Below are 13326 nucleotides of genomic sequence, written 5' to 3' on the forward strand. Positions count from 1 at the left end.
GATTAAGTACATGTGATTTATTAATATACCCCCTAATATTATTTTTCGGTTTCAGTTTTGTTATTCAATGCGTTAAATAATATGCTTAAACAATTTTTCACCATATAGGAGGTGTAGCATGAGCGTCACAACACAAAGTGTCAGCACAGACAGTGCCCCGAAAAAAAGGAACTTGACAATTATTGAGTCCGCATACGTGGCGGTCATGTTGTTTGGCATGTTCTTTGGCGCTGGAAACCTTATATTCCCAGTATTCCTTGGTGCTAACGCAGGAAACAATTCTGCTCCTGCAGCAATCGGATTTATTGTTACTGGCGTTGGTTTGCCATTGTTAGGCGTTACAGCTCTTGCAATGAGTCGCGCAAACGGTCTTTTTGAGCTTTCTAGCAAGGCTAGCAAAAAATACGGCATGTTCTTTACGTGCGTTCTTTATTTAACAATCGGCCCGTTCTTCGCAATTCCGCGCTGTGCAACAACTTCATACACTGTTGGATTGGAGCGAGTTGTTCCGCAAGACGGGAACGGTCAATTGTACTTGTTCTTGTTCTCTGTAGTGTTCTTTGCGCTCGCATTCTTCTTTGCTATGAAGCCAAGCGGCATACTTACGTGGGTTGGTAAAGTTCTTACGCCAATCTTCCTTGTGTTCCTAGCTGTTTTGGTATTTACAGCACTATTTTCTCCTATAAGCGGCGCTTCTTCAGATGCTGCTCCTATAGGAAATTACGTTAATAAGTCATTCTTTACAGGATTCTTAGATGGCTACAACACAATGGATGCTTTAGCTAGCTTGGCATTTGGAATTGTGGTTGTTAGCACCATTCGCCAGTTTGGTGTAAAAGATCCTAAAGATGTGGCAGTAAATACTGCTCGCTCTGGATTCTTTAGCTGTTTGCTTATGGCGTTGATTTACGTTGCAATTGTTGTTGTTGGTGTGCGTAGCCGCGCGCTGTTCCCACCTGCAGAAAATGGTGGCGTAACTTTGGCGCAAGTTGCACGCTATCATCTTGGAAACGTTGGCTTATTCGTGCTTGCTGCAACTGTAACGCTTGCATGCTTAAAGACTGCGGTTGGCTTAATCGTAAGCTGTTCGGAAACTTTCTCTAAGCTATTCCCTAAGGGTCCTAGCTACCGCGTTTGGTCTGTATTGATTACGCTTGTTTCGTTTGGTCTTGCAAACTTTGGTTTGAGCGCAATCATCGAATATGCGGTTCCAGTATTAATGTTCTTGTATCCGCTGTCAATCGTACTGATTCTTTTAGCTTTGTGCGGTCGACTTTTTGGAAATTCCAAAGTTGTGTATGCTTGGACACTTGGTTTTACTGGTGTTGCAGCTGTATATGACTTTTTGAATAGTTTGCCAACAGCTTTGCGCGACGCATTGCATATGAACGATATGTTGATTGTTGCTCAAAACTGGCTGCCGTTCTCGGAATTTGGCATGGCTTGGGTTTGCCCAGCTGTTGTTGGATTTGTTGTTGGCTATGTTCGCATGGTTTTATGTGACAACAAAGGTATGGAAGAGGTAGCTCGTGCAGCTTCTGGCCCAGATCTTGAAGGCAGTGTTGCTAGTAGCGATGATTATTCTTCAAGCAGCTCTGAGCTTGACGAGCCTAATTTTGGCAATCAATCCTAGTGACTAATTCATATTTATTTGTATAGATAGTTGTAATAATAAATAATCGCCATATTGCTGCTCATATGAGTTGCTATATGGCGATTATTGCGAGTTGATAGTTTAGGCTTGCGAGTTGCGACTAGAAGTTGCCGCCGTTCCAACCCCAGTCAGTTGTTGCAGTGTAACGAATGTAAGTGCGGTCTTGTGGAATTCCAAGCTCGCGATTTAGCGCTGCCATAATTTGCTCAGTTAACTTTTCCCAAGCCGAACCAGGCACGCTAGAGCCAAAGACGTTCACTTCAACGTATGCTGCAGGCTTGGAATTGTCTCCTGCAAAATAAATCGGCATATTGTCTTCAAATGGGCACATAAGCCAATGCTCGCTTTTGCCTGGAACTGCGCTAATTGCCTTGCCGTACGCTGCTTTTAAGGCATCTCGCTGAGCAGGTGTAGTGCTTACAGAAACGTGAGTGTGAATAACTGGCATAATCGCTCCTTTGCTAAGTTTTATGAATTTGCTGAGTTTTATAAACTTGTATCACGCAACTTGCGTTACGCAATAATTATAGTGAATTGTTAGCCTCCGCGTGTTTAATTGAATGTATGAAAAAACTTATTGAACAGGTTGTTAAGTTTGGAATCGTAGGCATTATTGCGCTGATTATTGACGTAGCGTTGTTGAATCTGTTGCTTCTTGTACATTTTAATAACGTTGTTGCTGGAACAATATCTTTTATAATCTCTCTTATTTTTAACTACATTGCCAGCATGAAGTACGTGTTTAAACACCGCGAAGACATGGCTCGTTGGATGGAATTGCTGATTTTTGTTATTTCTGCAGTTATTGGTTTGCTTATTAACGATGCGATTATTTGGCTTAGCACGCTTGGAATGGCACAAACTTTGCGTGGTACTGCAATTTACATGCTTCGCACAAACATTGGCAAGCTTATTGCAACAGTTGTTGTAGCTGTGTGGAATTTTGTTATTAGAAAATGGCTTTTAGATGACACAAAGTCGCAAAAACCTGATTATGATTCCGCTAAAGACAATACTTTTGCTCACAAGTTGGGCGAATGGTCGTTAAGTCACACTCCAAAAGGCTGGAAGTAGGTTTGGAAGTAGGTTTAGAGAATATGCAAGCTACGACTATTCATTTTGTGCGCCACGGGGAAGTGGAAAATCCAAATCACGTGCTTTACGAGAGGCTTCCGGGATTTCACTTATCTAATCGCGGCTTAAAAATGGCTTGCGCTACAGCAAAATACATTGCGACTGTTCCACAAATGCGCACAATTAGCGCGATTTACTCGTCTCCTTTGGAGCGCACGCAAGAAACGGCGCAACAAATCGCAAACGCTTTGCAAATCGGACCGATTATTTTAGACGATCGTTTAATCGAAGCGGAAAACAATTTTCGAGGAAAACGAATCGGCTATGGCGAAGGCGCTTTGTGGAAAAACAACAATTGGAAGCTTGTATCTAACTTGTGGAAGCCAAGTTGGGGAGAATCCTACAAAAGCATCGCAGCACGCGTTGGCGATTTTGCGCGCGAACAAGTGAAAAATCACCCAGGTGAACAAATCGTAGCTGTAACGCACGAATCGCCAATATGGTCTTACCGTCATTTGCTAGAAACGGGTCATGCGGAGCACAATATGCTTTTACGCAAAACGGCTTTGGCGTCAATTACGTCAATTACATATGATTGCGAAAATATGAATGTGCTTTCCATCACATATGTGGATCCTGCGGCGCGTGTGCAGTAGAACGTGTGGAATAATAAGCAGTAGACTTAAAAATATGCATGAAAGATGCGTAGAAATCGTGTTTTTTAAAGTTTAATGCGAAGGAGCGTTATTATGGGTGATTCTGTAGAAAAGCTGGATTCACAGGCTTTGAGTCTGCTTGAGTCTGCTGCAAAGTCGGCCGCGGATTTAACTAAATTGTGGCCTTTAAGCGAAGCTCGCCATTTAGATAATGACGCAAAATATGCTGAAAATCTTGAGGTTAGGGCGATTCGCACTATTGCTCGAATTATTACAGATTTAGACGTTACTGTTCCAGATGCAGAGTTTGTGTATGAAGGTGCAGACGAAATTCCAGGACGCCCTCAAGAGATAGTTGACGCGCTTTTGGCTGCTGCAAACGCTTACGATGATATGGATTTATGCTACGAACCAGACTACAGCGAAGCGCAAGAAGAGCTAGAAAATAACACGAATGATGTTAGCGCTATTTTTAACAAGCTTGAATCAAATCTTTCTAATGATGTTAACGCAATCAACGGTGCTGCGGATTCTTTAAGCGTTGCAGGTAATTGGAGCGTTGATAGCTTGCAAGATGCGTTTAGATGCGCAAAACAAGAGTGTGGTTTTTGCGGACTTAATTCTGTAGAATCGCAAAAAATTACAGCAATACTGTCTATTCTTAAAAGTCTTATTGAAAAAACAAGCAACATTTACGAAACTTTGCCTATATTCCTATATATTAACGAAGTGTGTGAGTGTGCGGGAGTTCCGCGAATGATGTTTAAGGATAATCAGTGGCGTGAGCTTGTTGATTGCGTAAAAAGTGGTAAAGCTAGCGAAAATGGCGAAAATGGCGAAAATAGTATGAGCACGCTACTTGAAATTGCAGCCCCATTGCTTGAGCGCGAATGGTTAAAGCATAAGGAAGATGTTCTTTGGGACCCAGAAGAGGCTAAGAAGCTTGCAAAAGAAGAAGACGATAGAAAGTCCAGAGAAGCATTGGCCGCAAAGTTTGCGCATGTGGAAGGTAATAAGGAATCAACGCAAGCGCTTGACTAGATAGGCACGTCCGTAACGCGCGGCACAATGGAACCTATGACTGATACAGAGGAAACTCAAGAAGTTGCTAATAATGCAACAAAATCCACAAAGCCTGAACTTCCAAAGAATGTTCGTGTGCGTTTTTGCCCTTCGCCAACCGGCACGCCTCACGTTGGCATGGTTCGTACAGCGCTGTTTAACTGGGCGGAAGCTCGCCATACTCACGGCAAATTGCTTTTCCGCATTGAAGATACAGATAATGAGCGAGATAGCGAGGAAAGCTACCAGCAGATTATTGAGGCTCTTCGTTGGCTCAATATTGATTGGGACGAAGGCATTGATGTTGGCGGAGAAAATGGCCCTTACCGCCAGTCTCAGCGTATGGAAATTTATAAGGATGTAGCGAAAAAGCTTTTTGAAGCAGGATATGCTTACGAATCCTTCTCTACTCCAGAAGAGATTAAAGAGCGCAATATTGCTGCAGGGCGGCCAGCTGAATTTGGCTATGATGGTTACGATCGCAACCTTACTGAGGAACAGAAGCAAGCTTTCCGCGATGAAGGTCGCAAGCCTGCACTTCGCTTGAAGATGCCAAATGAAGACATTACTTTTAACGATTTAATTCGTGGTGAAATCACTTTTAAAGCTGGATCTGTCCCAGATTATGTGATTGTGCGCCCGAATGGAGATCCACTTTACACGCTTACGAACCCTGTTGACGACGCATTAATGGATGTAAACGTGGTTTTGCGCGGTGAGGATATTCTTAGCTCCACGCCTCGTCAGATTGTGCTTTACCGTTACCTTATGGAAATGGGTATTGCGAAGGAAACTCCGCTTTACGGACATATGCCTTACGTTATGGGCGAAGGCAAGAAGAAGCTTTCTAAGAGAGACCCTGAGTCCAACTTGTTCTTGCATAGAGATAACGGCTTTATTCCAGAAGGCTTGCTGAACTACTTGGCTTTGCTTGGATGGTCGATTGCGCCTGATCGCGACGTGTTCACTATGGACGAGATGATTGAAAAGTTTGATGTGCGAGACGTTAAAGCAAACCCTGCACACTTCGACTTAGACAAAGCAATTTCCATTAACGCTGAGCATATTCGCATGCTTGATACGCAAGATTTTTTGAACCGTTCTGTGCCTTATTTGCATAAGGATGGCGTAGTTAGCGCGGATTCTTGGGATGCGTTAACTGACCGTGAGCGTGAAGTGCTCACCGCTGCTGCTCCTCTTGTTCAGCCTCGCGTGCGTTTGCTTGGTGAAGTTGCTGGAATGGTTGGCAGTTTGTTGAGCGAAGATGGCTACATTGAGCCAGATGACGACGCTCGTAAGCAGCTTAAGGAATCTGCTGGTGATGTGCTTGACGCTGCGCTCGCTGCTTTGCAAAGTGTTGATGCTTCTGATTGGCATACGGATTCTTTGCACGAGCTTTTGAACAAGAAGCTTGTTGAAGAAGCTGGATACAAGCCGCGATTGGCATTTGGCCCTGTGCGAGTGGCTCTTTCTGGTCGCAGAGTTTCGCCTCCGCTTTTTGAGTCCATGGAAATCGTCGGTAAAGACGTGACTTTGGCTCGTTTGACTGGATTGCGTGAGCATTTGTAAATCGCAAATAGCTTTTAAATCTTAAGTAGATTTTGTATAAAGCGGGAATGTAGTGTAATTCTGCATTTCCGCTTTTTTGTTTTTTATGCGTTTTAGTATATTTTCGACACGCCGCGGTTGCGTATTGAGCTGTTATGTTGTAAAGTCGACATTTGTTGCGTCTAGAGGCGTAGCAGATAAATGAAGCCCCCGTCGTCTAGCGGCCTAGGACTACGCCCTCTCACGGCGCCAACACCGGTTCAAATCCGGTCGGGGGTACAAAGACGGAACGGTTCCAAGAGCCGCGAAGCCTGCCAATTGGGGTATGGTGTAATTGGCAACACAGGTGATTCTGGTTCATCCATTCTTGGTTCGAGTCCAGGTACCCCAGCGAATAACCCTCGTATTTTACGAGGGCTTTTTTGTATTTCAAAGATAAAAGATATAGCTTACATTGCTCGTACTTTTCTTGTTTGTTATATTTGTATCGCGTGTGAGGCATTTGTAACGTTTTTTGGCTGATTTTAGTTACATTTGTATCATTGATGAGATGTTTGTAACGTTTTCTGCGGTAAAAACGTTACAAACGCATCATGTGAGCTACAAATATAACGCAAGCTATTGCTTCTGCTCTAATAGACCAGCGAATCGGGGTGATCTCGCGCATTATGCAGCTCGGAGTTGTCGATTCGCGCAATATACACAAAGCATGACACAATAGTATGTAGTGTGTTTTTTGAAGGGAGCAGGTTCCGTGGGAAGTCGACAAACCTTGCAGCGTTGGATGATTACAGTAGGTGGTGTCGAGCAGGCGCGCGTTGGAGCGGGTCAGTCTGTGGAGATCGGCAGAAAGCCTATACGACCTTTGCGCGAAGACGGTTTTATGCGTGTAGACATTGTAGACAATAAGCGCTCAATGTCTAAAAGGCATGCGCTTCTTATAGTAGACACAAGTGGCGTGGCGACTATTCGAGATTTGCATTCTACAAACGGAACTTATCTTGTAAACGAAAGCGGCGATTTGCTGCGATTAGATCCAGATGTTGATTTTCATATGCCAGATAGCATTGTTCGCATGCAATTTGGAGATGTGCCAATTGACTTTGTGCGTATAGAAGAGCCAGTTCCTTTGGCTGAAAATAGTGCGGAGCCTGTTCGTGACTTGTTCTCTTATGCTGCTGACGGTTCCATTAAAGAGCCAGATGCTTCGGATTTGTCGGTCGATGATATTCTTGATATTCGTGCTGGAGAGCCAACAGGCGTTTTCCGTGCACAATCTGTTTCACACCCTAATTTAGTGTGGGATAATCAGTCCAAATTAAATGCCGCCGGTAAAGCTGATGATGTTTATAGTGCAAGCAAGGCTGATATCTCAGTAAATCCTGTAAAACAAAGCGATCCCGTGATTGCTAGTCAGGTTGTTCTTCCTGTTGTGCGTGAAGATTTTGAGTCTGCTGCAGAACCTCGTAATCTTTTTGATGATGCAGCACAAGCTAATGCAGCACAAGCTAATGCATCACAAGTTAATGCAGCACAAGCTAGTAGTGACAAAACTAATAGTGATGAAACTGTAAATCCAGATAATATTGTGGATAACAGTGCTGTTGCAGGTAACGCTGCTATTTCTGACAACAGTGTTGTTGCAAATGATTCTTTTGATTCTCACGATGTTCAAGACGATTCTAATATTCAATACTCACAAAATGTAGATGTTGAAAACGAGGATCATACAACGCAAGATCAGAATACTGAACAAGAAGAGATAGCAGAAATTCAAATCAATTATCAAGATGAGAATGAATTACAAGATGGGGCAGAAGATGAGTCGCAAGCAACCGACGATTCATTGCAAGATGAACCTCAAATTCAACTAAATCATGAACAATTCATTCAATCCAATTCAGTCAATATTCAAGAAGATTCGCAATACACTCCAGCTTTTGAACCAGGGTCTGTGTTCGAAAAAGTGTCAAATGGAGAATTCAATGCGCATAAAGAAATTGTACAAGCAGGTGGATTCACTTCGGAAGAAGCTCAGAAAACCACTGATTTCTCTAAGCAGTTTGAGATAGCAAAATATCAAGAATTACTTCCATTTTTAGCCATGAATACAGGTCTTTATGACGATTTATACGCTTGGCTTTCAGCTCAAGGCAATGCAGACGTAGATGAAGCTTTAGCGCAAAATAGCGGGTATAACGCTTATCGCAACGCAGTAGGTTTATAAACAGGGGAGTTTAGTAGTATGAGCGGCGAACAGAATGATTTTATAAGCCAAGTAAATCAAGCACATAATGCGAGTGAACAAAATTATCAAGAAGCTTACGAGCAGAATGTGCAAATAAAGCATGAAAGTGCGCAGGCTACAGCTTCGCGAGATGAAAAGTTAAGGCGAATAAACTCTTGGCGTGAACAATACAAGTCACAGCTTGCGCCTTCGCCGCTTGAAGACATAACGAAACTTTCCGCACAATTAGAATTAACGCATGCTCACCCATCTGGGATAGCGCAACTTTTTGCGAGTGGAAAAGTAACTCTTCAGGCGTTATTCCGCGATTCTGGAATGTTGCGCGCAGCAGGGCGCAGACTAGACAGGGTTTTTGAAGATAGAGATAATAAGGCGCACGAAAATGGTGTTTCGGAGCTTTCGCTTGTTGTTGGAGTGGCATCGTGGAGCGGTAATCATGTGCCAGTTTTAACATACCCAGTGCGAGTTATTCGAGACTCTGGCAAGGATGAAACATACGCAACAATCTACTTTTCTGGCAATGTGCGCTTAAACCATGCTCTTGTTCTTAGATTGCAAGAGAGAGGCGTGAATCTTAGTGAAGATGCGCTTTTTGACGGCGCAAACTATGAAAGCGGAACACCAGAAACGTCAGCTGTTTTTGATGCAATTTGTGCATCTGCTCGCAGCGTGTTCCCAGATTTTGATATTGAACGAGATATTGTTCTTGGATGTTTTACTGATTCGGGATCCAGATTTTTGGCTGAAAGCGCTCAGATTTTGCAGGCGCTTAAAGTTGGGAATGTTGGAAACACTATGATTGATGCGGTTGCTGGCGATGAGCGTGCGCTTAAAGAGTTGGCAGCAAATGATAGGCAAGAGTATTCTCCACTAGACGTAGACCCTCATGGTGAATATGAAGTCGGTGATGTAGATAATGTTGTACGTTATGCATCTGGTTTAGCTGCTAATGGCGTTTCTCTGGCGCTAGACGTGGATGCTGGATCTGATTCTGCTTCTATCGCGGCTGCAATTTCTTCACGCTGTGTTCTTGCTGGAAAGTCCATTTTATATGTTCCAAATGTTATGGAACAACAGCGTCGATTCCGTCATGCTCTTAGTGCGAATGAGATTTCTTCGCTTGCGCTAGACGTTTCGGATTCTCACCTTGCGAAACATGTGGATTCTCAGCTCATAGCTGCAGTTGGGGCGCGTCAAAGCGTTGCTTCTAGCCGTTTTGAGCAGGTTTGTGACGAGTTAGTTGGTGTTAAAACTCGTTTAAATCGTTATTTGGGAGACTTGCACGGAGTAGATGAGCGTTGGGGTGTATCAGCGTATCAGACAATGCAAAATCTTGCTGCTATTGCAATGTTGCCTACTCATCCTTGTACTCATGTAAGACTAGATGTTGCTGCTGCAAGATCGCTTTCTGGTCATTTAGATGAATGGGCGCAAAAATTACATCAAGCAGATGAGCTTGGAGAATTTACGATAAAGCCTGAAGATACCCCGTGGTTTGGCGCGTCTTTGTTCAATGAGAATGAGGCTGTTGCTGTATATCAGCGCGTTGTAGATGTTCTACTAAAGCTTCTTCCTGCAGCACGCGAACATGTTAAATCAACTGTTCAAAACTGCGGTTTCCCTGTTCCTGCTACCGCACGCGAATGGGGTAGACAGGTTACGGTGTTAAAGAATCTTCGCCGAGTTTTAGATGTTTTCCAAGCAGATATTTTTGAACGTGATCTTAGCGCGATGATTGAAGCGAGTAAGCCTAAAGCTGTTCGCAAGCGTGAAGGTACAGTAATGGGCTTCTGGGAACGTAGACGTCATATTAAAGAAGCGCGTAGTCTTTTGCGTGTAGGAGCTAAAGTAGATGATCTTCATGAGGCTTTGAAGATTGTTGCTCAGCAAGCTGCTCAGTGGCGTACTTTTGTTCCTCATGGGGGGTGGCCTGTGTTACCGCCTAAGTTAGATGAGATTGTTAGTACTCAGGAGCTTTTGGATCGTAATCTTGTAGCTCTTGATGCTGTTCTTTCCACCACGCGTTTGGGTGCTGATCTTGAAAATGTTGAGTTTACTAAACTTGATGAGCGTTTACAGGCTTTACATGACGATCGTGCTTCCTTAGATACTTTACCTGGTAGGTGTGTGATTGAGCGCGATTTACGCGGTGTTGGTTTAGAAGACCTTGTTTGCGATTTGCGTAGGCGTAATGTTACTGGTTCTGCGTTAGATGGTGAGCTTCACTTGGCTTGGTGGACTACGGTTTTTGAAGATATCGTTAATTCTTCCGCGATTATTTCTAACCAAGATGGTTCGGCTATGCAAGATGCTTCTGACCGTTTTGTTCAGGTAGATACTGAGCATGTGCGTTCTGTGGGACCTATGGTTCAACAAGAGACTCTAAAACGTTTGTGTGAACTACTTTTCTCTAGGTCTCAGGAAGCTAATCAGCTTCACACAACTCTGGCAAGTAATAGTTCTGGCGTGACTTTTACCAAATTGATGAATTCTCATGCAGATCTTCTTCTTGCTGCTAAGCCAATTATGGTTGCTATGCCTTCTACTTTGACTATGATGACTGAATTTAAGCCGATTGTAGACATTGTGATCCTTGATTCTGTTGAGCATTTGAGCAATATTGAGCTTCTTAGCATTCTCGCTCGTGCACGCCAAGTTGTGGTCATTGCTCATAAGAATACGGTAAGTTCGCAGAGTGTTAACGATTTGATTAGTGTTTTGCCTTCTGTACATGTTAAATCTCGTGCTACTAGGCGTTCTCTTCGTCTTGCCAATTTCCTTGAAAATCATGGTTATGGTTCGCTTCGTCACGATGTTCCTGTAGATAGAATGCAAGGTAAAGTTAAGCTTCACCAAGTTGAGGCTTCTGGTGTTCCTGTTATGTCTACTGGTTTGATTGAGAGCAGTCAGAGGGAAATTGACGAAGTTGTTTCCTTGATAAAACAGCGTGCTACGACTTTCACGGTAGTTCCTTCCAGCTATGTTCTTGCAGTTGTAACTCTTACGAGTGTGTTTAGGAATCGTTTAGGAGCGGAGCTTAAGGCTCTTGCTATTAAAGATGAAAATATGAATAGATTCCTTCGCCATGTTCGTCTTGTAGATGCTAGTGAGTCTGTTGGTGCTGCCGCTACGGATGTTATTCTTTCCTTATGCTATGCAAAAACTTCTCACGGTAGGCTTTTGCAACAATTTGGTGTTTTGGAAGAAGAAGGCGGTAAGGGCATACTTCTTGATTCGTTAGCATTAGCTCGTAGGAATTTAGATATTGTTTGCGCGTTTAAATCTAGTGATATGGAAGATGAACGTTTGCATCAGGATGGTCCTAAGCTGCTTAAAGAATTGCTTATTTGGGCTGAGCAGTTGGATGATAGTCCAGTAAATCCAACTGATTTTGATGAAGCAAAACCTGAATATGATCAAGATAAGGCAGAAGATAAGGCAGAAGCTGCAGGTGCGCGTGCGGAGGCTTTTGATTCTTCAGTAGACAGTTTTAATAATGTTTTGTTTACTGATTTGGCGGATCGTATTCGCGCTCGCGGATTGTGCGTAGCGGTGAATTACGGATTTGGTAAGGAACACAGTATTCCTCTTGTTGTTGGTTTGCCAGATAAGCCTTTTGCTCTTGCTGTTTTAACGGATGATATGAGATTTATGAATATAGAATCAACGCGTGAACGTCATCGCATGTTTGCTCAAGATTTAGAGTATCTTGGCTGGTCTGTTATGAATGTTTGGAGCGTTGGAGCATTCGTAAATCCTGAAAAAGAGGTTGAGCGGGTCGTTTCTCGAATAGGCGAGCTTTACGGTGAAGATTAGTGAGCTGTGATAGGTGAGTGACTATAAGTGAGTGACTATAATCCCAATCGCAGATGTTCTAGAACGCATAATCGAGTAGTTCGTAAAGGCTCTGAGCTTTTTGATGCTGATGGCGTTAAGCTGGAGCCTTCGGATTTTCAGACTTTAGACCAGCGCTCTAAAGATGACGATAATCGTATTCTTGGAGAGCTTCCTCCTCATTGGGCAGTTTTTAGTGAACGTGGTAGGTAAAGCTGTTTTATCCTCGTATTGCAATAACCGCAAGGTTTGGAATAATAGATTGTGTATTTATTATCTGTAACGCAGACTCTGCAGGCATGGCTAGTAACGCGTTTTGAGATGAATTACCTGCCTTGACTACTATTACGTCGTGGATAAAAGAAATGTTTTTATTTTCTTGAACAATGTCATTCTCGTTGTTGTCTCCTCTTGAAACTTTGCTAAATGCTATCGAAATATTTTCGCCAATGTTTAAATCTTGGTTGTTGCTTGCCAGTTTTATTGAAATCGTTGTGAATCCTGGTGGAATTTTTGCTTGTTGCGTAATCTGACTAGTAAAAATAGGCATACCATATTTGATATTGCAGGTTGCGATAATAGCATTTTTGATCAAATCTTTATTAATAACATGATTAAAAACACTGTTTTTGGGCACGTTAACATAAGACAAATCATCTTGTTTAATAAGGGTGCCTTTAGATATATCTCTAATTGCTACAGGTATGATTTGCGTTTCTTGACAGCTCGTAATCATATTTATTGCAATAAGTGTTGCAACGCTAATAAAAAATACGGTAAGCGCATTTAACAAAAGTGCTTTCTGCCTGCGTTTTAAAAGCATGACTGGCACTTGATTTTCGTGCGCATCATGCGTGCTAGATGTGTTTTTTAATATTGATATCATGCTCATAGAAGCATCATCTAATAAAAGGTGATGCTTCTACAAGATATTTTTGTCAATGTGGTTAAAGGTTATTTTCTATTGTAAATCAGACGATTTTTATGCACTTTTCCACAAATTTGCTAATAAGCGAAATTGTTTATGCACATTTCCACAAATTGTTTGTACCTGCTTGAAAAATTATTTATCAGTGCGATAAAATCCGCTACCTTTAAAATTGATTGGTGGCGCAGAAAACACCTTACGAAGTTCTGGTTTTCCGCATTTTGGACACACTGTAATTGGGTCATCTTCAAACGATTGATATTCCGAAAAATCATATCCACATTGCTTGCAACGGTAATGATAAGTAGGCAACGGTTCCTCC

Annotated in this window: 11 protein-coding genes and 2 tRNA genes; 10 read left to right on the forward strand and 3 right to left on the reverse strand. The window is 42.7% G+C overall.

The features are described from left to right. The first annotated feature begins 118 nt into the window (after positions 1 to 118). Positions 119 to 1633 carry a branched-chain amino acid transport system II carrier protein gene (gene brnQ, locus HXT24_RS02295; protein WP_116692324.1) on the forward strand — a complete coding sequence of 505 codons (1515 nt, stop codon included), beginning with the start codon at positions 119 to 121 and terminating at the stop codon, positions 1631 to 1633. A gap of 121 nt (positions 1634 to 1754) precedes the next feature. On the opposite strand, the gene HXT24_RS02300 is transcribed toward brnQ, so the two are convergent. Beyond that, on the reverse strand, positions 1755 to 2102 hold the full coding sequence (locus HXT24_RS02300) for a phenylpyruvate tautomerase MIF-related protein (protein WP_101886618.1): 348 nt from the start codon (positions 2100 to 2102) through the stop codon (positions 1755 to 1757). Positions 2103 to 2218: 116 nt separating this feature from the next. Here HXT24_RS02300 and HXT24_RS02305 point away from each other — a divergent pair, with 116 nt between their 5' ends. From HXT24_RS02305 to HXT24_RS02345, 9 genes are all read left to right on the forward strand, one after another. Continuing rightward, entirely contained in the window at positions 2219 to 2728 is a 510-nt protein-coding gene (locus tag HXT24_RS02305) for a GtrA family protein (protein WP_165847556.1), read from the forward strand. A gap of 23 nt (positions 2729 to 2751) precedes the next feature. Beyond that, positions 2752 to 3384: a histidine phosphatase family protein gene (locus HXT24_RS02310; RefSeq protein ID WP_422114206.1), complete on the forward strand. Its 633-nt coding sequence runs from the start codon at positions 2752 to 2754 to the stop codon at positions 3382 to 3384. A 93-nt stretch (positions 3385 to 3477) separates the two neighbouring features. After that, positions 3478 to 4425 (forward strand): hypothetical protein, encoded by a 948-nt coding sequence (locus tag HXT24_RS02315; protein WP_415686011.1) that lies wholly within the window; start codon positions 3478 to 3480, stop codon positions 4423 to 4425. A 27-nt stretch (positions 4426 to 4452) separates the two neighbouring features. Beyond that, positions 4453 to 6015 (forward strand): glutamate--tRNA ligase, encoded by a 1563-nt coding sequence (gltX, locus tag HXT24_RS02320; protein ID WP_422119548.1) that lies wholly within the window; start codon positions 4453 to 4455, stop codon positions 6013 to 6015. Between the two features lie 185 nt (positions 6016 to 6200). Continuing rightward, positions 6201 to 6273, forward strand: a tRNA-Glu gene (locus HXT24_RS02325). 40 nt (positions 6274 to 6313) lie between these two features. Next, positions 6314 to 6385 (forward strand) — tRNA-Gln (locus tag HXT24_RS02330). A gap of 363 nt (positions 6386 to 6748) precedes the next feature. Then, a complete protein-coding gene (locus HXT24_RS02335) occupies positions 6749 to 8221 on the forward strand; it encodes an FHA domain-containing protein (protein WP_422119549.1) in 1473 nt (490 codons plus the stop codon). Between the two features lie 18 nt (positions 8222 to 8239). Further along, positions 8240 to 12058 (forward strand): helicase, encoded by a 3819-nt coding sequence (locus HXT24_RS02340; RefSeq protein WP_422119550.1) that lies wholly within the window; start codon positions 8240 to 8242, stop codon positions 12056 to 12058. Positions 12059 to 12085: 27 nt separating this feature from the next. Next, on the forward strand, positions 12086 to 12289 hold the full coding sequence (locus tag HXT24_RS02345) for a hypothetical protein (protein ID WP_004114310.1): 204 nt from the start codon (positions 12086 to 12088) through the stop codon (positions 12287 to 12289). Positions 12290 to 12296: 7 nt separating this feature from the next. Here HXT24_RS02345 and HXT24_RS02350 read toward each other — a convergent pair whose 3' ends face one another. Next, a complete protein-coding gene (locus tag HXT24_RS02350; protein WP_422119551.1) occupies positions 12297 to 12968 on the reverse strand; it encodes a hypothetical protein in 672 nt (223 codons plus the stop codon). A gap of 171 nt (positions 12969 to 13139) precedes the next feature. Continuing rightward, complete coding sequence (locus HXT24_RS02355; protein WP_004114314.1) at positions 13140 to 13316, reverse strand: FmdB family zinc ribbon protein; 177 nt, start codon at positions 13314 to 13316, stop codon at positions 13140 to 13142. Positions 13317 to 13326: the final 10 nt, after the last annotated feature.

Source organism: Gardnerella sp. DNF00354 (assembly GCF_049262755.1).
Classification (GTDB): Bacteria; Actinomycetota; Actinomycetes; order Actinomycetales; family Bifidobacteriaceae; genus Bifidobacterium; species Bifidobacterium vaginale.